The 19,102-nt window shown below is 71.6% G+C and carries 15 protein-coding genes and 1 pseudogene; 6 read left to right on the top strand and 10 right to left on the bottom strand.

All coding sequences use genetic code 11. The features are described from left to right. Positions 1 to 92 precede the first annotated feature (92 nt). On the bottom strand, positions 93 to 2,606 hold the full coding sequence (locus tag ACWEBX_RS13790; protein WP_451885062.1) for an ABC transporter substrate-binding protein: 2,514 nt from the start codon (positions 2,604 to 2,606) through the stop codon (positions 93 to 95). Between the two features lie 545 nt (positions 2,607 to 3,151). Between ACWEBX_RS13790 and ACWEBX_RS13795 the strand changes: the two genes are divergently transcribed. The 4 genes from ACWEBX_RS13795 to ACWEBX_RS13810 are packed head-to-tail and all read left to right on the top strand — an operon-like array spanning position 3,152 to position 7,104. Next, positions 3,152 to 3,475 (top strand): hypothetical protein, encoded by a 324-nt coding sequence (locus tag ACWEBX_RS13795; protein WP_365480134.1) that lies wholly within the window; start codon positions 3,152 to 3,154, stop codon positions 3,473 to 3,475. A gap of 45 nt (positions 3,476 to 3,520) precedes the next feature. Beyond that, positions 3,521 to 4,342 (top strand): hypothetical protein, encoded by an 822-nt coding sequence (locus ACWEBX_RS13800; RefSeq protein WP_451885063.1) that lies wholly within the window; start codon positions 3,521 to 3,523, stop codon positions 4,340 to 4,342. An 18-nt stretch (positions 4,343 to 4,360) separates the two neighbouring features. Continuing rightward, complete coding sequence (locus ACWEBX_RS13805; protein ID WP_451885064.1) at positions 4,361 to 6,337, top strand: fumarate reductase/succinate dehydrogenase flavoprotein subunit; 1,977 nt, start codon at positions 4,361 to 4,363, stop codon at positions 6,335 to 6,337. Further along, on the top strand, positions 6,334 to 7,104 hold the full coding sequence (locus ACWEBX_RS13810) for a succinate dehydrogenase/fumarate reductase iron-sulfur subunit (protein ID WP_387298727.1): 771 nt from the start codon (positions 6,334 to 6,336) through the stop codon (positions 7,102 to 7,104). Before ACWEBX_RS13805 ends, ACWEBX_RS13810 begins: the two co-directional genes overlap by 4 nt. A gap of 60 nt (positions 7,105 to 7,164) precedes the next feature. On the opposite strand, the gene ACWEBX_RS13815 is transcribed toward ACWEBX_RS13810, so the two are convergent. Then, a complete protein-coding gene (locus tag ACWEBX_RS13815) occupies positions 7,165 to 7,488 on the bottom strand; it encodes a hypothetical protein (protein ID WP_451885065.1) in 324 nt (107 codons plus the stop codon). Positions 7,489 to 7,744: 256 nt separating this feature from the next. Here ACWEBX_RS13815 and ACWEBX_RS13820 point away from each other — a divergent pair, with 256 nt between their 5' ends. Then, a complete protein-coding gene (locus ACWEBX_RS13820) occupies positions 7,745 to 9,328 on the top strand; it encodes a hypothetical protein (protein WP_451885066.1) in 1,584 nt (527 codons plus the stop codon). Between the two features lie 93 nt (positions 9,329 to 9,421). Here the strand turns inward: ACWEBX_RS13820 and ACWEBX_RS13825 are convergent, their stop codons facing one another. From ACWEBX_RS13825 to ACWEBX_RS13850, 6 genes are all read right to left on the bottom strand, one after another. Then, positions 9,422 to 12,223 (bottom strand): SpoIIE family protein phosphatase, encoded by a 2,802-nt coding sequence (locus tag ACWEBX_RS13825; protein WP_451885067.1) that lies wholly within the window; start codon positions 12,221 to 12,223, stop codon positions 9,422 to 9,424. Between the two features lie 247 nt (positions 12,224 to 12,470). Next, on the bottom strand, positions 12,471 to 12,878 hold the full coding sequence (locus tag ACWEBX_RS13830) for an ATP-binding protein (RefSeq protein ID WP_451885068.1): 408 nt from the start codon (positions 12,876 to 12,878) through the stop codon (positions 12,471 to 12,473). Between the two features lie 130 nt (positions 12,879 to 13,008). Then, entirely contained in the window at positions 13,009 to 13,416 is a 408-nt protein-coding gene (locus ACWEBX_RS13835) for a (deoxy)nucleoside triphosphate pyrophosphohydrolase (protein WP_451885069.1), read from the bottom strand. A gap of 45 nt (positions 13,417 to 13,461) precedes the next feature. After that, the gene (locus tag ACWEBX_RS13840) at positions 13,462 to 13,644 is read right to left on the bottom strand and encodes an SPOR domain-containing protein (RefSeq protein ID WP_451885070.1); all 183 of its coding nucleotides are present in this window, start codon (positions 13,642 to 13,644) and stop codon (positions 13,462 to 13,464) included. 289 nt (positions 13,645 to 13,933) lie between these two features. After that, entirely contained in the window at positions 13,934 to 14,686 is a 753-nt protein-coding gene (locus ACWEBX_RS13845; RefSeq protein ID WP_451885071.1) for a GntR family transcriptional regulator, read from the bottom strand. Positions 14,687 to 14,833: 147 nt separating this feature from the next. Further along, the gene (locus ACWEBX_RS13850) at positions 14,834 to 16,075 is read right to left on the bottom strand and encodes a DUF4190 domain-containing protein (protein ID WP_451885072.1); all 1,242 of its coding nucleotides are present in this window, start codon (positions 16,073 to 16,075) and stop codon (positions 14,834 to 14,836) included. 230 nt (positions 16,076 to 16,305) lie between these two features. Here ACWEBX_RS13850 and ACWEBX_RS13855 point away from each other — a divergent pair, with 230 nt between their 5' ends. Continuing rightward, positions 16,306 to 17,412 (top strand): threonine synthase, encoded by a 1,107-nt coding sequence (locus ACWEBX_RS13855; protein ID WP_451885073.1) that lies wholly within the window; start codon positions 16,306 to 16,308, stop codon positions 17,410 to 17,412. A 51-nt stretch (positions 17,413 to 17,463) separates the two neighbouring features. Here the strand turns inward: ACWEBX_RS13855 and ACWEBX_RS13860 are convergent. Together ACWEBX_RS13860 and ychF are read right to left on the bottom strand one after the other, a co-directional pair. Then, positions 17,464 to 17,610, bottom strand: a pseudogene (locus ACWEBX_RS13860) (ATP-binding protein); the annotation flags it as partial. 262 nt (positions 17,611 to 17,872) lie between these two features. Further along, positions 17,873 to 18,961, bottom strand: coding sequence for a redox-regulated ATPase YchF (gene ychF, locus ACWEBX_RS13865; RefSeq protein WP_451885074.1), 1,089 nt, complete (start codon positions 18,959 to 18,961; stop codon positions 17,873 to 17,875). Positions 18,962 to 19,102: the final 141 nt, after the last annotated feature.

The raw sequence follows: 19,102 nt of genomic DNA on the forward strand, positions 1-19,102 counted from the left end.
GCCGTCTGTGACGTCAAGTCGGCCTGGCAGCAAGGTGGTTACACCAAGCCGTACATCATCCACAGGGCGGGCCCGGGCCGTTCACCCGCAGGTCACCGGCTCTTCGACGGGCTCGCCGAAGGTTTCGCGCCCTTCTTCAGGAAGCCCATGTCCTCGTACACCGGGGTCTGGAATCCGAACGCCCCGGTGTTCGCCAGGCCGACGCGGGCCGCGGCGAGCTGAGGACGCTGGTAGAGCGGGATGGAGCCGGCGGCGGCCCAGATGCGGGCGTCCGCCTTGCGGACCAGGGAGCGCTCCTCGCCCTCGTCCAGGGTGGAGAGCGCCTGGTCGAAGAGCTGATCGACCTGGTCGGTGCCGACGCGGGTGTAGTTCTGCTCGACGCTCAGCGAGCCGTCCGCCGCCGGCACGGGCTTGGCGTAGATCGGACGGGCGTCGGTGGCCGGGAAGGCGGAGGCGGGCCACGAGTAGAGCGCCAGGTCGTAGTCGCCCGAGGCGATGTGGTCCTTGAAGTAGCTCTCGTCGGAGACCTTCGTGATGTCCGTACGGACACCGACGCGCTGGAGCATCCGCGCGATCCGGTCGGCCACGAGCCGGAGGGACTCCGAGCCCGCGCCCGAGGGCACCACGAAGCGCAGCGCCAGCGGCTTACCGTCCTTGGCGAGGACATTGGACGCCGCGCCCGCCGGAGCGGCCGTCCCCCTGGGCGCGTACGCCCCCGGAAGCCCGCCCTGCCCTGCGTACTGGCGGCCGTCCATGTGCCGGGCGGCCTGCTCGTCCGTGTGGGCGCCCTGCCTCACGCCGGTCTGCTGCTCCTGCTTCCGCGCGTGGTCCCTGGGGTCCTGGGCGGGCTCCCGGCCCACCCCGGAGGGCTTGTCGTCGTCGCCGAGGACGTACGTCCCGCCGCCGCTCGGCCTGCCGTCCTCGGCGCCGTCCCTCTTCTTGCCCTGGGAGCCGGCGGCCTTCTCCGTCTTCTTCTGCTCCGTGATCGGACCGCCCGGCACCCACCCGGCGTCCGCGAGCAGCGCCCGCGCCTCGGCGGCGTCCTGGTTGCCGAGGGCGCCGCTGCTGTCGGCGTACGCGGCCTGGCCCGCGAGGGCGAGGTGGCTGCCGACCGGTTCGGCGGGCAGACCGAGCGGCCGGAGGACGGCCCGGGCGAGTTCCTTGCGGTTCAGGGCACGGGCCACCGCGCGGCGGACGCGCTCGTCGGCGAGGGGGCCCTCGGAGCCGTTGAGGGCGAGCTGGGTGAAGGCGGGTTCGAGGGACTTGCGGACCACGAAGGCGCTCGGTCCCGAACCCGAGGAAGCCTTCCTCGCGCCGGCCCCGCTGCCCTTCGTGCCCGACTCGCCCTTCTCGCTCTCGTCGTCCCGTTCGCCGTCGTCGGTCTTGTCGTGCTGAGAGCTCTTCTCGCTCTTCTCGCCGTCCTCGTCCTTGCCGGCCTTTTCGGCCGCCTTCTCGCTCTTGTCGCTGTCCTCGTCCTTGTTGCCCTTCTCGGCCTTCTCGGCCTTCTCGGCCTTCTCGGCCTTCTCGCTCTTCTCGTGCTTGGCGGTCTTCTCGGTCTTCTCGGTCTTCTCGTGCTCGGCGCTCTCGTCCGTGTCGCTCTTCTCGTCCGCCGGGTTCTTCCCGTCCTCCTCCTCGGACTCGTCCGTCTCGTCCTTCTTCCCGGACGTGGCCTTCCCGCTCTTCTCGCTCGTCGCGGAGGCCCCCTGCAACGGGGCGCCGTCCTTGTGCCGGGCGGCGAGGGTGACCTGCTCGGCCTCGGCGGGGTCGATCTCGGCCAGGTCGAGCTTGTCGTCGGCGAGGGCCTCGGCCCGCTTGTCCCGGGCGACGGCCACCAGATCGATCTCGTCGAGCTTGCTGGGACGGCCCCACCAGCGGGCGTTGCGCGTGAGGCGGACCCGGCCGGTCTTCCGGTCGACCGTCTTCACCGCGAAGGGCCCCGCGCTGACCTTGAGCTTGCTCCGCGCGCTGTCGTTGAAGGAGTCCGCGGTACCCATGACGTCCTTCGGGTACAGCGGCGAGAACAGCGCCTTCCAGTCGGCGTAGGGCCGCCTGAAGGTGACCCGGACCTCCAGGTTGTTCTTGCCCCGCTCGATCTTCTCGATCCGGTCGTAACCGGCGTTGCGCGCCGTCCAGTACGCGGAGTCCTTGCCGGACAGGGCGCGCCACTGGGCCGCGAAGTCGGCGGCGCCGATCTCGCGTCCGTCGCTCCACACGGCCTGCTGGTTGAGCTTGTACAGCACGACCTGCTTGGGCGACGTGCCCACGACCTTCGCCGACTCCAGGTAGTCGGAGTTGATCTTCGGCCGGCCGTTCGCGTCGAGCCGGTACATCGACGGCAGGACCGCACCGGCGACACGGGTGGTCGCCGCGTCGGCGTCCGACTGGAACGCGTTCAGCGTCTCCGGTACGGCGTCCACGGCCCAGCGCAGGGTGCCGCCGTCGGCGATCAGGCCACGGGACGCGGGCGCGATGTCCTGCACCGCCACGGGTCTGTCCGCCTCGTCGTCCGCACTGCACGCGGCGAGGGCGGGTACCGCGAGCACGCCCGCGGTCAGAAATGCGGCCGAGCGCATCACCGCGCGCAGTCCGACGCCTTCGTGGGACATCACTGCAACCTCCGGGGGACGCTCCGCCGCGGGAGCTGGTCCGTTTCTGGTCCCGTTCGGCGGTATTAGTGAGTTGATCCGATCTACGTGCCAACTGAAGAGCAGAGCGGCGGAGGGGAGGCGGCGACACGGCGACGGGGGCGGGGAACCCCACTCGTGCGGCGCAATCCGGAACCGCGCCGGGCCCCGCCACGGGTCTCATCCGGAATCGAGCCGGAGGGCAGCGCCCCGGGCCCGTATCCGGAATCGCGCCGGGGCCGCCCCGCGGGTCTGTATCCGGACACCGCGCACACGGGGGTAGGGCACCGGCGCCCGGTCCGTCGTGCCGTCCGGCCTGCCGCGCGGCCCTCCGGTCCGCTCCCGGGCGCGCGGGGAATTCGACCGGCGCACGGGCGGAAAGGGCGGCGCACGGTGTTCGTTCTGGAGCGCGACGGCCTTCAATCCGTGCACACGCCTTCACACGGGACCTTGTGACGCGCAACACTCGCAGGCGCATGAACGTTGCCGCCTGAAGGCCGCGGGGCCCACGGAAGTGAGGGCAAGTCATGTCCGTGCACGACGACCTGACGTCAGTCCAGCGCAGCCTCGACGATCTGCAGCGGTCGGTGCGGCGCCTGGAACAGCAGATGGGCACCGGTCTGGAGATGCGCCGAGTGCGCGCCGACGCCGACCACCTGCGGGAGAGCCTCGCGCTGCTGCGCGAGGCCGCCGGACCCTCCCCGAGGCGCCCCACCGGACCCGGGCCGGCGGTGTCGGCCTCCGGCAGGCTGCCCGACCTGGTGACCGTCTCCGACACCCCGTACGACAGCTCCTTGTGGACCGATTCCGACGACGAGGGTCTCGGCGCGCACCACGGTCCCTCCCACTAGCGCCCGCGACATCGGCGCACCCCCGAACCCGACCGGAGTGCGAAGTTGGCCACTGGTACGGAACCTCATCTGAACAGCGGCGGTGTACGAACGGGTACGCGCGCCGCGATCGCCGCCCCGCATCTGCGGACCGACCGCTGGTGGCTGGCGCCCGCCGCCACCGCGGCCGGGTTGCTGGCCTTCATCGTGTACTCGACGTGGCGGGCCTTCTCGGACACGCACTACTACGCGGCGCCCTACGTCTCGCCGTTCTACTCGCCCTGTCTGGCCGAGCGGTGCGGGACGATGCGCTCGGGCCCGAACGCGGACCTGTTCGGGAGCTGGTGGGGCATCTCCCCCGCCATCATCATCCTGGTCTTCCCGCTCGGCTTCCGGCTGACCTGCTACTACTACCGCAAGGCCTACTACCGGGGCTTCTGGGCGAGCCCGCCGGCCTGCGCGGTCGCCGAGCCGCACAAGAAGTACACCGGCGAGACCCGCTTCCCGCTGATCCTGCAGAACATCCACCGGTACTTCTTCTACGCGGCCCTCGTCGTCGCCGGCATCCTCACGTACGACACCGTGCTCTCCTTCCGCGACGAGCACTACGCCTGGGGCCACATGGGCCTCGGCACGCTGGTGTTCCTGGTCAACATCACGCTGATCTGGGCGTACACCCTCTCCTGCCATTCCTGCCGGCACATCGTCGGCGGGAAGCTCAAGCACTTCTCCAAGCACCCCGTGCGGTACCGGATGTGGCAGTGGGTCGGGAAACTGAACGCCCGTCACATGCTGCTGGCCTGGGCATCGTTGGTGAGCGTGGCGCTCGCCGACTTCTACGTGTACCTGGTCGCGTCCGGCGCCTTCGACGATCCGCGCTTCTTCTAGATTGGGTGGAGCCCCCTGATGTCCGTGGTCGACCGACAGGAGTGGGACGTCGTCGTGGTCGGTGCCGGTGGCGCCGGACTGCGTGCCGCGATCGAGGCACGCGAGCGCGGCGCCCGAACGGCGGTGATCTGCAAGTCGCTGTTCGGCAAGGCCCACACGGTGATGGCCGAGGGCGGCATCGCGGCCGCCATGGGCAATGTGAACTCCGGCGACAACTGGCAGGTCCACTTCCGCGACACCATGCGCGGCGGCAAGTTCCTCAACCAGTGGCGGATGGCCGAGCTGCACGCCCGCGAAGCACCGGACCGGGTCTGGGAGCTGGAGACCTGGGGCGCCCTCTTCGACCGGACGAAGGACGGGCGGATCTCGCAGCGCAACTTCGGCGGCCACGAGTATCCGCGCCTCGCCCACGTGGGCGACCGCACCGGCCTCGAACTGATCCGCACGCTCCAGCAGAAGATCGTGTCCCTCCAGCAGGAGGACATGCGGGAGACCGGTGACTACGAGTCGCGCCTGAAGATCTATCAGGAGTGCACCGTCACACGGATATTGAAGGACGGACAACGGGTCTCCGGGGCCTTCTGCTACGAGCGGGAGTCGGGGCGCTTCTTCGTCCTGGAGGCGCCCTCCGTGGTGATCGCCACCGGCGGCATCGGCAAGTCCTTCAAGGTGACGTCCAACTCGTGGGAGTACACGGGCGACGGACACGCGCTGGCGCTGCTCGCCGGGGCGCCGCTGCTGAACATGGAGTTCGTGCAGTTCCATCCGACCGGCATGGTCTGGCCGCCGTCGGTCAAGGGCATCCTCGTCACCGAGTCGGTGCGCGGTGACGGCGGGGTGCTGCGCAACTCCGAGGGCAAGCGGTTCATGTTCGACTACATCCCCGACGTCTTCAAGGAGAAGTACGCGCAGTCGGAGGAGGAGGGCGACCGCTGGTACGAGGACCCGGACCACAACCGGCGTCCTCCGGAGCTGCTGCCGCGCGACGAGGTGGCGCGGGCCATCAACTCCGAGGTCAAGGCGGGCCGCGGATCACCGCACGGCGGAGTGTTCCTCGACGTGTCGACCCGGATGCCCGCCGAGGTGATCCGGCGCCGGCTCCCCTCCATGTACCACCAGTTCAAGGAGCTGGCCGACGTCGACATCACCGCCGAGGCCATGGAGGTCGGGCCCACCTGTCACTACGTGATGGGCGGTATCGCGGTCGACTCGGACACGGCGGCGGCGCGCGGGGTGCCCGGGCTGTTCGCGGCCGGCGAGGTCGCGGGCGGCATGCACGGCTCCAACCGCCTCGGCGGCAACTCGCTCTCCGACCTGCTGGTGTTCGGGCGCAGGGCCGGGTGGCACGCGGCGGAGTACGCGGCCGGTCTCACCGGGGAGGACACCCGTCCGCCGTTGGACGACACCCAGGTCGACGAGGCCGCCGCGGAGGCGCTGAGGCCCTTCTCCGCCGAGGGACCCGAGTCCGTCCCCGCCACGTCGGCCGGCGGCGCGCCCGCCGTCGTCTCGCAGCCGCCCGAGAACCCGTACACCCTGCACCAGGAGCTCCAGCAGACCATGAACGACCTGGTCGGCATCATCCGCCGCGAGGCCGAGATGGAGCGGGCCCTGGAGAAGCTCGCCGAGCTGCGGGTACGGGCGCGCCGCGCCGGGGTGGAGGGCCACCGTCAGTTCAACCCGGGCTGGCACCTCTCCCTGGACCTGCGGAACATGCTCCTGGTCAGCGAGTGCGTCGCCCGGGCGGCGCTGGAGCGCGCGGAGTCGCGGGGCGGCCACACACGCGAGGACCACCCGGCGATGGAACGTTCCTGGCGTCGGATCAACCTGCTGTGCCGGCTCACCGATCCGACCGGCGGGCTGGCCGTCACCGACCCGGTGGCCGGACAGATCGACCTGGTGAACGAGACCACCCAGCCCATCCGCCCCGACCTGCTCGCCCTCTTCGAGAAGGAGGAGCTGGTCAAGTACCTCGCCGAAGAGGAGCTGTACGAGTGAGCAGCTACGAGGCCCGCTTCAAGGTGTGGCGTGGAGATGTGAAGGGCGGCGGCCTGGAGGACTTCGGCGTCGAGGTCAACGAGGGCGAGGTCGTCCTCGACATCATCCACCGGCTCCAGGCGACCCAGGCTCCCGACCTCGCCGTGCGCTGGAACTGCAAGGCGGGCAAATGCGGTTCGTGCTCGGCGGAGGTCAACGGCAGGCCCCGGCTGATGTGCATGACGCGGATGTCGGTGTTCACCCGGGAGGAGACGATCACCGTCACCCCGCTGCGCGCCTTTCCGGTCGTACGGGACCTGGTGACCGACGTCGGCTTCAACTACGACAAGGCGCGGGAGGTGCCCGCCTTCGTGCCGCCCGCCGGTGTCGGACCCGGCGAGTACCGGATGATGCAGGAGGACGTCGACCGGTCGCAGGAGTTCCGCAAGTGCATCGAGTGCTTCCTGTGCCAGGACACCTGCCATGTGGTCCGTGACCACGAGGAGAACAAGCCCGCGTTCGCCGGACCGCGCTTCCTGATGCGGGTGGCGGAGCTGGACATGCATCCGCTGGACGCGGCCGCGGACTCCGGCCTGGACCGCAAGCGCACGGCCCAGGAGGAGCACGGTCTCGGCTACTGCAACATCACCAAGTGCTGCACGGAGGTCTGCCCCGAGGGCATCAAGATCACGGACAACGCGCTGATCCCCTTGAAGGAGCGGGCGGTCGACCGCAAGTACGACCCGCTCGTGTGGCTGGGATCGAAGATCGGCCGGCGGCGGACGTAGGCGAGGGCCCGAGCGGGGACGGGGGCGGCGCGCCGTCCCTGGTCCGCGCGCGTCCTGCCGTCACCGCCCTTCGGTGTCCGGCGGGACCACGGGGCGTCGGCCCGGGTGCTGCCCCATCATCTGGACCACCTGGCTCGCGATGAACAGGCCCATCCCGCCCAGGGCGTAGGGCGTGAACTCGGCGTCGGGTCCGTGGAACGGTCCGAGGAACATGAACAGGGACCACCCCACGGCCCCCGTCAGCGCCCCCCAGCCCCACAGCTTCGGGCGCACGACCCTGCGACGCGCCCACGGCGGGATCCAGTACCGCGCGATGGCCGCGATCCCGAATCCGGCCTGCGCGATGACGATCAGTGCGGCGAACCCGACGAAATACCAGTGCATCGAACCCCCACTCCCCCGCGTGCCGGACAGGGGCACGTGCCGTGATCATCGCACGCGGGACCCGGGCCGTCATCGGATGACGGCGTCCCGCGGCGAACGTATCGCGGGGGCCCCGTACGGCCCCGGGCGGCGAGGGCGCCCGCGAGAACGACCCCCGCGCCCCTCCCGTACACCCCGATCCCTCCCGTACCCCAACTGACCCCAACTCCTCGTATACCGGTCGCGGAGGCGCTCGAACGGCCATACGCTCCCAAATGTGACGTCGCCCCTGAGCCGCCGCCGGTCGCGCCGGGTCCCGTCGCACATAGCCGTGCGGGTGGCGCATGCCGTGCTCGGGGGGCTGGTCGCGATGGGCTGGCTGGTGCTGCCGCTGGCGCGCGCGGGAGCCGACGCCCCGGTGGCCCGGGCGCGGGACACGGGCGTCGCCGCCCGGCCGGTCACGACCGCGCAGGACGGGACGACGACCGGCGATCTCGTGCCGCCCCTGGTCGCGGTCGGCGCCGCGGGCGCGCTGGCGGCGTACGGCTACGGGCGCCGCAGGCGGCGGGCGACGACCCGGACGACACCCGGCGGCGACCCGGAGATCATCCCCCTGCACGAACTCGACGACCGGGCGCGGCGGTTGCTCGTCGAGACCGACGACTGCGTACGCGTCGGGGCCGAGGAGCTCGCCCTCGCCGAGGACCGGTCGGCGGGCGACGCGATCGAGCCGTACGTCTACGACCTGAGGCACGCGGAAGCCGGGCTCGCCGCGGCCTTCCGGCTGCGGCAGCGCCTCGACGAGACGGAGGCCGCCGGCGTGGACCCGGCCCGGGACGAGAGCGACCGCAGGGAGGTCCTGGAGGAGATCATCGCCCACTGCCGGGAGGCCGGGGAGCGGCTGGACGCGGCGGCACCGGGGCTGGACCAGATCCGGGCGCTGGAGCGGAACGCGGTGGCCGCGCTGGAGTCCGCGGAGGCCCGCTTCCGGGAGGTCGCCGCGCGTATCCGCGACGCCGAGGCGACCCTCGCCGAGCTCCACGAGCGGTACGCCCCCGCCGCCTCGCTCCCGGTCGCCGGAGACGCCGAACAGGCCAAGGACCGGCTCCTGTTCACCACCTCCCATCTCAACCAAGCACGCCAGTACGCGGACCGGGGCGACGGCGCGAAGGCGGCGGCCCATCTGCGGGCGGCGGAGGGGGCGTTGGGGCAGGCACTCGACCTGGCGAACGGCGTGGAGCGGCTGGCTGCGGAACTGGACTCGGCGGCGGCCGGGCTGCCCTCGGCGATCACGGCGGCGGAGGCCTCGTGGAACGCGGCCCGAGCGCTCCCGGCGGAGGCCCGTGCCGGACTCGTCGGGCCGCTCGGGCACACGGAGGTCGTCCTCTCCGCCGTGCGTCACGAGACGGCCGCCGGGCCCCACGATCCGCTGGACGCGCTGCGCCGGGTGACGGAGGCCGGGGCGGGCCTGGCCGGGGCGGGGGGCGGCGACGTCCCCGACGGGCACGGCCAGGCGCTGCTGCCCGCGCGCAGCGCGCTCGCCGGGGCCGCGTGCTTCATCGGCACACACCGCGGGGCGGTGGGCAGCGAGGCGCGGACCCGGCTGGCGGAGGCGCGGCGGCTGCTCGGTCCGGGGTCCGTCCCGCTCTCCGAGGTGCTGCGGGCCGACGACCTCGCCCGTGAGGCGCGCCGGCTCGCCGAACGGGACGTACGGGCGTACGGCAATCCCTCGGGCGGCCGTGGGGGCGCCGGAGCGGGCGGCGCGGTGCTCGGCGGGATCCTGCTGAGCGACGGCGAGGGCGGCCCGATGAGCTACGGCGGCCCCCGCACCCGGGGCCGCCGGGGGGCGTTCTTCACCTGAACCGCCCGGGCAGCGCCCCCCGTACAGCGCTCAGCCCGCAGTCCTCAACCCGCAGTCCTCAACCCGCAACCCTCACCCCGCAGCCTTCGACGGTCAGAACAGGCTCAGTAGCGCTTCCGCCGGATCCGTGAGGCCTGTCTCGCCGTCCGGCAGGGGGAGTTCGAACCACACGGTCTTACCGCGCGGGGTGCGGCGGGAGCCCCATCCCGCGGAGAGGAGGCCGACGAGCTGGAGGCCCCGCCCGCCCTCGTCGGTGTCGCGGGCGCGGCGGCGGCGCGGCTGGACGAGCCCGGCGTCCCAGACCTCGCAGACGAGCGTGCGGTCGAGGAGCAGCCGCAGCCTGATCTCGCCCTCGCCGTAGCGCAGGGCGTTCGTCACCAGTTCGCTGACCAGCAGTTCCGTCGTGTCGACGAGCGGCTCCAGGTCCCAGGCGACGAGCTGGGCGCGGGTGTACTCGCGGGCCCGCCCCACGCTGCGCGGCTCGCGCGGCAGGGTCCAGTCGCCGACGGACTCGGCGGGCAGCCCCTGGACACGCGCCATCAGCAGGGCGATGTCGTCCTCGCCGTGATGGGTGTCGAGGGTGTTGAGGACGTGGTCGCAGACGTCCTCCAGCGGCCGGGAGGGGTCGGTGAGGGCGCCCACGAACGCCTGCAGTCCCTCGTCGAGGGGGTGGTCCCGCGATTCGACCAGTCCGTCCGTGTAGAGCGCCAGCAGCGCGCCTTCCGGCAGTTCGACCTCCACCTCCTCGAAGGGCTCGCCGCCGACCCCGAGCGGCATCCCGGGCGGCACGTCGAGCATCAGCGCGGTCTCACCGGGCTCGACCAGCACGGGCGGCAGGTGGCCCGCGTTGGCGAAGGTGCACCGACGGGTCACGGAGTCGTAGACGGCGTACACGCAGGTCGCGAGGTACACCTCGGAGAGGTCGGCGTCGCGGGGCTGACGGGCCGTGCGGGTGGCCTGCTGGACCCCTCCGGGGGTGCCGAGGCCGCGCGCGATCTCGTCCAGCGCCGAGAGGACCTCGGCGGGTTCGAGGTCGAGCAGGGCCAAGGTGCGTACCGCGGTGCGCAGTTCGCCCATCGCCACGGCGGCGCGCAGCCCGCGGCCCATCACGTCGCCCACGACGAGGGCCGTGCGGTGGCCGGGGAGTTCGATGACGTCGAACCAGTCGCCGCCGACCTCCGTCGCCGCGTTGCCCGGCAGATAGCGGCACGCGATGTCGAGGCCGGAGGCCTCGGGGTCGCCCGGGGGCAGCAGGGACCGCTGGAGGATGAGGGCGCGTTCGTGCTCGCGGCGGTACAGGCGCGCGTTGTCGATACAGACGGCCGCGCGGGCGGCCAGTTCCACGGCCAGCGCGCGGTCGCGCTCCCCGAACGGCTCGCTGCCCTTCGTACGGCAGAACTGGGCGAGTCCCACGACCGTGTCGTGGGCGACCATCGGGACCGCGAGCGTCGACTGGATGAGGCCGCCGTCGTCGGCGGGGATCTGCTGCGGCCGGGCGGTGCGCAGGGCGTCCGCGCAGGGCGAGTTGAACGGGTAGTGGTGGACCGCGCCGACGGCCACGGGCACCGGACCGCCCGCGAGGGGCGCGTCGGAGACGGCGCTGGCGAAGGCCACCCGGCGGAGTTCGGCGCTGCCGTCCGCGAGCCCTGGCGGGGTCTCGTCGCCGGCCAGCAGCCCCTGGTACAGGTCGACCGTCGCGAGGTCGCAGAAGCCGGGGACCACGACGTCCAGGAGCTCGCGTGCGGTGGTCTCCAGGTCGAGGGAGTTGCCTATGCGGGCGCCCGCCTCGTTCAGCAGGGCGAGGTTGCGGCGGGCGGCGGCCGCTTCGCGGGCGGCGGCGCGGCGGGAGGTGATGTCGGTTCCGAGCCACGCGATACCGATGGGGCGGCCGCTGCCGCTGTGCACCCGGTAGAGGTTGATGGACCAGTGACGGCGCTCGTCGGAGCCGGGTACCTGCCCGGTGACGTGCATGTCCGTTATGGACTCGCCGGTTTCCAGGACCCGGCGCAGGACCGCCGTCACCCGCTCGGCCTCGGCGTGCGGAAGATAGTCGTGGACACCCTTGCCGCGGTGGTCGTCGACCGTGCCGCCGAAGATCGAGGCGAACCGCTGGTTGGCGCGCCGGACCTGAAGGTCGGTGTCGATCAGCAGGAAGCCGAAAGGAGATTGACCGAAAATCGCCTGCGAGGCGGCCAGGTCCGTCTCGATCGTTCGCAGGGTACGGACGTCCACCACGATGCATACGGCGGCCCGCTCGCCGTGCTCGGTGGTCGTCGGCATCACGTAGACCTCGGCGAGGCCCTCCCTGCCCCCGGAGTCCTCGGAGCCCTCGTCGGCGTCCTCTGCGGCGGGTGTGCGGAACGGCACGAGCCCGGTCCACTCGCGGCCGTCCAGGATCTCCGCCATCTTCCGCTGACCGAACTCCCGCCGGTCCTCGCTGACGAACGCCTGGATGGGGTCCATGCCGACGGCCCGCTCCGCCGGGATGCCGAAGATCTGCTCGGCCCGCAGGCTCCACTGGTCGACGAGCCCGTCCGCACCGATGGAGAAGGAGGCGGCCTTGATGTAGTCGTAGATCGAACCGGGCGGACTGCTCTGCCACATGGCGTCACCCGGCACCTCGCCGGCCTCGCCCGTCCCGCCGGCCCGGTCGGCGTCCGGACCGGAGTCCGCGTAGTCCGTGTAGTCCGTATCGGCGTCGGCGTCGGCCGCGTGATCCGTGGTGGCCTCCGCGGCGTCGTCCGACGCGTAGTCCGTTGTGGTTTCCGCGGTGTCGTCCGTGGTGGCGTCCGCCGTGTCGCCGGGAACCGCGCGCGCGACATCGCCCGCCTCATCGGCCCTCGCGCCGTCCGACGGGTCCTCGGACTCCGTGGCCTTCGCTGGTATCTCGCTCACGCGAACCGTCCCCTCCAGCTCACCGCGTCCGGCACCGGTCACCGGGGGCGGCTGCCCGCAGTATCCAGCACTACGGTGCCGCGCGACACGGTGTTCACGATCACAGCACGGTCCCGATGGTTTTTGGACCGGCCGCGACATACTCCCAGTCTTCTAACCAGGTGGCACCCCGTCGAACCACACAAGGCGACACCGGTCGGGAGCGTGATCCGGCCGCACGCGGCGCGGGCGCGCCGGCCCCGGTGTCTCAGTCCGGTACGGCCAGCTCGAACCAGACGGTCTTGCCGGTGTCCGCGGGCCATGTGCCCCAGCGCCGGCACGAGCCGGCCAGAAGCTGGAGTCCGCGGCCGCTCTCGTCGGAGGTGTCGGCGGACCGTTCCCGGGGCGGGTCCGGCAGCGGGTCGGAGACCTCGACGCGCAGAGCGCCCGGCACGTCCTCGGGACGTACGAGACGGACGCCGATCGGTCCCGTGGCATGCCGGAGCGAGTTCGTCACCAGTTCGCTGACCAGGAGTGCGGTGATGTCGCCGAGGGAATCGAGGTCCCAGTCGCGGAGCTGTCCCCGGACGACGGCGCGGGCGGTGCGGACGGCACCGGGCTCCGCGGGAAAGGTCCACTCGGCGCAGTAGCCGTCAGTGTCGATCAAGCCGATCACTTCCCAGACCAGAAACCCCACCCATGCCCGGTTTCGGGGGGTTAAGGGGCACATACCCGGTATCGGTGGAGCTTTACCGCGCCCGGGGCACACTGTGGCGCGAACGGCGCACGAGGGGGCACTCGGGTCGTCAGACGCCCGGATCGAGCCACGGGAGTGCGCTCTTGACCGCCGGCACGTCCTGGTCCAGCCAGTCCACGTCCCAGATCTCCTCGGCACTCAGCCAGCGCAGTTGGTCGTGGTCCTGCAGGGGCTCCGGTTCGGCCGAGCCGGGCAGCAGCCGGGCGGCCCACACCACCAGGACGTATCCCGGCTTCAGCGGCCACTCCCCGGGGACGCGCTCCAGCGCCCGCGTGTCGATGCCGAGCTCCTCGCGCAGCTCGCGCACGAGGGCGTGTTCGGGGGTCTCACCCGGTTCGACCTTGCCGCCCGGAAGCTCCCAGCGCCCGGCGAGGTCGGGGGGCGCACTGCGGCGGGCGGCGAGCAGGCGTCCGCCGCGCACGAGGACGCCCGCGACCACCACGATCCGTTCCGTCATGCGCCGGAGCCTACGGGAGCGGAACGAGGTCCGGCTCCCGGCGGATCAGCGGGTTCCGTTCGACCCGATCCGCTCGACCCAGTAGAGCTGTTTGTGCCCGCGTTCGTCGAGGCTGTCCGCGATCTTCTGGGCCTCGGCCCGGGTCGCGTACCTGCCCACGCGATAGCGGTTGCCGTTGTCGTCCTGCCGTATGACGAGCCAGGGAAGCGTGATCGTGCTGTCGTTCATAGCGCCCCTCCACTTCCCGCCCCGGGCCCCCGTCGAACCCCGCATTCCATCGAAACCGCAATCCGCATATGCCCGAGCGTACGCCTTACCTTCACACAGCGAACACGGGTTTACACAAAGAGGTACGCAACCGGCCAGTAAGGAGGGTCGACCCGGGGGGCGCGCGCCGTCGAACACGCCGCGCACGACTCCTCGCACGCCCGCGAGCAGGGCGAAGTCGTTCCGCGGCCGCTCACTTGAGAAAGGCCAGATTCCAACCGGGCTCACGAGCGGGCCGGGTGACGCGCGGTCACTTCACGGGCAGGTGGTAGGCGATCCGGTAGCGGTCCGCCGGGACCACCACGTCCGCCGTCTCCACCGGGCGGTCCGAGGCATAGAACGTGCGCTGGATGACGACGACCACATGCCCGGGCACGCCGCCCAGCGCCAGGAGTTCCTCGGCGAGTCCGGGGCGCGCGCCGACCTCCTCGGTGACGTTGTCCACGATCACGTCGATGGCCGCCATGCGCTCGACGACACCCATGCCGCCGAGCGGGCCCTCCTCGGGGAGCATCACCGGCGTACGCCCGGTCACGGCGAGCGGCTCCCAGGACGTGGAGAGCATCATCGCCTCGCCGCCGTCGCGGTAGACGTAGTTCGTGCACATCACGCGGTCGCCCGGCTGAATGGCCAGCCGCTCGGCGATCGCGCCGCTCGCCTCGACCTGCCGGCTGCGGGACTCCCAGGTGCCGCGCACCCCGAAGTCGGCCTGCTCCTGGCGGAAGGGGGTGGCACCGCTGTCCGGCCGGTATCCGGAGCGGGCCACGCGGCGCGGCACCGGCCGCTCGCGGACGTACGTGCCCGAGCCGGAGCGGCCCTCGACCAGACCCTCGGCCATCAGCACCTTGCGCGCTTCCAGGGCGACGGTGTCCGAGACTCCGTACTCCTCGCGGATCCTGGCCTGCGAAGGGAGCCGGGTGTGCGGTGGCAGCGAGCCGTCGACGATCTTCTTGCGGAGATCACCCGCGACGCGCAGATACGCCGGCTGCTCACCGAATGTCACTTAGCCGCTCCCATCAGGTTGTACAGACAGCAACAGCGTGGCAACCGTGGGTTGTGCCATGCAAGCGAAGGCCAGAGAATCACTCGAAGTGATGAAGCGCGCCCTTGAGGGCATTACGCAGGCACTTTCTCCCCACTGTGGCCGCCGTCACACCTCGATTCCGCCACCGCCTTCGCCGCCGCTACCGGTGCCCCCTCCGTCGTCGTACACCGGCGGGGTGGTGGCGAGCCCCAGAGCCTTGCGGGTGGTGACCGTCTTCTTGGGGTCGATGAGCTTCAGGGCCTTCTCGTAGTGCTCGGAGAAGGTGTCCGCGTCCGGCGCGTCCGCGGCCTTCGCCCATTCCTTCGCCGAACGCTCCAGGTCCTTGGCCAGGGCCGCGACGAGTTTGGCGGCGTCCGGCGCGAACCTGTGGGCGGGCAGCCCGTCCGCCTCCCAGGCCAGCGCCTCCGAGACGTGGTCCGCCCACTCCTTGTAGCCGGGCAGGTCGTCGTCGATGTACTCGGTGTCGGGTATCCCGTCCAGCGCGTTGTCGATGGCCGCCGCCGAGCTCAGATAGGAGTACTGGTCGGGCTCCAGCGTGCGCTGGTCGTTGCGCAGGGAGCCCGTCAGGCCGCTCTCCTCGTCGGTGTTCCCGAACAGGCAGCTCACCTCGCGGTCGCCGGTGCGCCAGGTCTGTGCCGTCGGCGTGAAGGAGTACACGGCGACGTCGCCCGGGACGGCCCAGGAGTCCATCGCGTAGGTGTTCCGGAGCAGATAGCACCGCCGGTCGGCCTCGTCGGCGATCGCGTCCTGCCCCGGGTAGTCGCCCTCGGCCATCTCGAAGTCAGCGAACGCCTCGGCGTCGTGCTCGCCCGTGCACGGCACCTTGTCGACATCGATCGCCAGACCCTTCAGGGAGCCGCGTGGCGTGTCGAAGCACTCGCCCACCTCCAGCGAGAACGCCGAGCCTCCCGAGTCGCCTGCCGCGTCCTCGAAGCCCTCCCAGAACGCGCGCGCTCCCCCGGTGGCGACCGCGAGCGCGAGCAGCACGACACCGACCGACGACATCACCATGCCGGCCACCGCCATGCCCTTGCCGCGCTCGCCGCGCCGCTTGATCTGGACGAGCGCCACGATCCCGAGCACCAGCCCGACGGCGGGCAGGAAGCAGAGGATGCCGAGGACCAGCGCCGCGATCGCGAGCCCGTTGAAGGGAACGGGCCGGTTGTACGGGGAGTAGCCCTGCCCCCAGGGCCGGTACGGACCCGCGTACGGCGCCTGCGGGGGCTGCTGGAACGAGCCCTGCGGGGAGGGGTATCGGGGGTACGGTGCGGGCTGATGCGGCGGGGTCCCCGGCGGCGGGTACTGCCCCTCGGGCTGCTGCGGTCCGGGCGGCGGGGGTATGGCCACGGTTTCCCTTGCTCCTCATCCATCCGCGATGGAACGCGCGTACGACAGCCGACTGGCTGGGCGCATCGTAAGCACGGCACGGGCGGGGTCGTGACAGGGGCTGTCGGCCGGCAACCGGAGCATGGCCGGTCCCGGACCCTCGAAGCGCTCCGCCCCCCGTAGCCTCGAAGGGCTCCGTCCCCGGCCCTCGAAGCGCTCCGTCCCCCGGCCCTCGCGTCTAACCTGCATCCATGACTGCACTGCCGGACTGCTTCTGCCCGACGGACGGCACGCGCGTCCCCGCCGGCTCGCTCACCTGGTGCTGCCCGGTCTGCCGCGGCCCGCTCGACCTGGACTTCGCGCCGACACCGGCTCCCCTCGCGTCCCTCACCGGCCGGGTGAACTCGCTGTGGCGGTACGCGGAGTGCCTGCCGCTGGCCGCACCCACGGTCAGCCTCGGCGAGGGCCGTACTCCGCTGGTCCCGCTGCGCGAGGGCGTGCTCGCCAAGCTCGACTTCCTCATGCCGACGCTGTCGTTCAAGGACCGCGGGGCCGTGCTGCTGGCCGAACTGGCGCTGCGGCTCGGGCCCCGGCAGGTGCTCGCGGACAGCAGTGGCAACGCGGGCACGGCCGTCGCCGCGTACTGCGCCCGGGCCGGGCTGCCGTGCACGGTGTACGTCCCCGAGGGCACCTCGCCCAAGAAGCTGGAGCAGATCGAGGCGCACGGGGCACGGCTGCGGGTGGTCGACGGCGACCGCGAGGCGACGGCACACGCGGCGCGCGAGGCGGCCGACGAGGACGGCGTGTTCTACGCCTCGCACGTCTTCAACCCGTACTTCCTGCACGGCACGAAGACGTACGTCCACGAACTCTGGGAGGACCTCGGCGGACGTCTGCCGGACGTCGTCGTGCTGCCGGTCGGCAACGGCACGCTGCTCCTCGGCGCCGCCCTCGCGGTGGCCGAACTGCACGCGGCGGGGCTGATCGACAAGAGGCCGGCCCTCTACGCCGTCCAGTCCGCAGCGGTCGCCCCGCTGGCCCGCGCCTGGTCCGAGGGGGCGGACGATCTCGTCGGCGTCACCCCGATGGCGCCCACGTTCGCCGAGGGCATCACGATCCCGCGCCCGCCGCGGGCCCGCCAGATCCTGAGCGCGGTACGCGCCTCCGGGGGCGCCTTCCTGACGGTGACGGAGGACCAGATCCGGCACGCGCAGAGGGATCTCGCGGGGCGCGGGCTGTATGTGGAGTCCACCGGGGTGGCCTGCTGGGCGGCGGTCCGCGAGGGCGCCCTCGGCACCCGGGAGGCCGTCGTGCCGCTGTGCGGCGCCGGCGCGAAGACGGGCCTGGCCCGGCCCTGAACCCCGGCGGACGGCTTCAGCGACTCCCGTACCCCACCTGCCGTACGCCGCTCACAACGGCCAGGCGGCCAGCAAGTCGCCGGGGCCGTAGGCGGCATCGAGCCCCGGACAGTCGACTCCGCTGCGCGAGACCGCCACGACGGGAACGGGTTCGTCGGTGAGAGCGGCCCGTTGGCGGTGGAGAGCCGCCAGGTCGTGCTCCAGTGTCGCCAGCTCCTGGCGACGGCCCACGAAATCCACCACGTCCGCCGACCTCCACACACGACCCGACGACACTAACTTCAGCGTTACCAACATAGACGTTAGTAACTACCCTCGCCGGCTCTTCGCCCACGGTCGAACGGGCCGGGGTTCCGAGGCGCCGCCCCGGCAGGGAAGGACAAAGGGCCCGACCCCGAAAGGCCGGACCCCTTGCGATCGGCGTGTCCGCCGGATCGGCGCCGCGATGAGACGGCGCCCGCTACACGTTGAAGCGGAACTCCACCACGTCGCCGTCCTGCATGACGTACTCCTTGCCCTCCATGCGGGCCTTGCCCTTGGCGCGGGCCTCGGCCACCGAGCCGGTCTCGACCAGGTCGGCGAAGGAGATGACCTCGGCCTTGATGAAGCCCTTCTGGAAGTCGGTGTGGATGACACCGGCGGCCTCGGGGGCGGTGGCGCCCTTCTTGATGGTCCAGGCGCGGGATTCCTTCGGGCCTGCCGTCAGGTACGTCTGAAGGCCGAGGGTGTCGAAGCCGACCCGGGCCAGGGTCGCCATGCCGGGCTCCTCGACGCCCACCGACTCCAGGAGTTCCATCGCTTCCTCCTCCTCGAGCTCGGCGAGGTCCGCCTCCAGCTTGGCGTTGAGGAAGATCGCCTCGGCGGGCGCGACCAGGGCACGCTGCTCGGCCTTGAAGTCGTCGTCGACCAGCTCGTCCTCGTCGACGTTGAAGACGTACAGGAACGGCTTGGTGGTGAGCAGGTGCAGGTCGTGCAACAGCTCCTCCTTGCCCGAGCCCTGGACGATGCCCGCGGAGAAGAGGGTCTCGCCCTTCTCCAGGATGGCCTGGGCCGCCTCGACCGCCGCGACCTTGGGGCCGATGTCCTTCTTGATGCGCGACTCCCGCTGGAGACGCGGCAGGACCTTCTCGATCGTCTGGAGGTCGGCGAGGATCAGCTCGGTGTTGATCGTCTCGATGTCGTCCTTGGGCGAGACCTTGCCGTCGACGTGTACGACGTTCTCGTCCTTGAAGGCACGGATGACCTGGCAGATCGCGTCGGACTCGCGGATGTTCGCGAGGAACTTGTTGCCCAGACCCTCGCCCTCGGAGGCGCCCTTCACGATGCCGGCGATGTCGACGAAGTCGACGGTGGCGGGAAGGATCTTCTGGGAGCCGAAGATCTCGGCCAGCTTCGCCAGCCGCGCGTCGGGCACGCCGACCACGCCGACGTTCGGCTCGATCGTGGCGAACGGGTAGTTGGCCGCGAGCACGTCGTTCTTGGTCAGGGCGTTGAACATGGTCGACTTGCCGACATTGGGCAGACCGACGATTCCGATCGTGAGCGACACGTTGCGACTTCCCGTACGAGAGGATGGGCGAAGGGCCCTCCAGAAGAGCGGGCCGATCCACCAGTCTACGGCGTGGACCGCCCCCCGCCCGCGAGGTATCGAACGCATGGCCAAGCTCTTTCCACGGCCCCGCCTTCGGCT

This window comes from Streptomyces sp. NPDC005070, from assembly GCF_053600395.1.

Coding starts and splice junctions, on each gene's coding strand:
- ACWEBX_RS13805 (WP_451885064.1), top strand. CDS start 4,361: ATGTCCGTGGTCGACCGACAGGAGTGGGACGTCGTCGTGGTCGGTGCC.
- ACWEBX_RS13790 (WP_451885062.1), bottom strand. CDS start 2,606: ATGTCCCACGAAGGCGTCGGACTGCGCGCGGTGATGCGCTCGGCCGCA.
- ACWEBX_RS13855 (WP_451885073.1), top strand. CDS start 16,306: ATGACTGCACTGCCGGACTGCTTCTGCCCGACGGACGGCACGCGCGTC.
- ACWEBX_RS13840 (WP_451885070.1), bottom strand. CDS start 13,644: ATGAACGACAGCACGATCACGCTTCCCTGGCTCGTCATACGGCAGGAC.
- ACWEBX_RS13795 (WP_365480134.1), top strand. CDS start 3,152: ATGTCCGTGCACGACGACCTGACGTCAGTCCAGCGCAGCCTCGACGAT.
- ACWEBX_RS13815 (WP_451885065.1), bottom strand. CDS start 7,488: ATGCACTGGTATTTCGTCGGGTTCGCCGCACTGATCGTCATCGCGCAG.
- ACWEBX_RS13835 (WP_451885069.1), bottom strand. CDS start 13,416: ATGACGGAACGGATCGTGGTGGTCGCGGGCGTCCTCGTGCGCGGCGGA.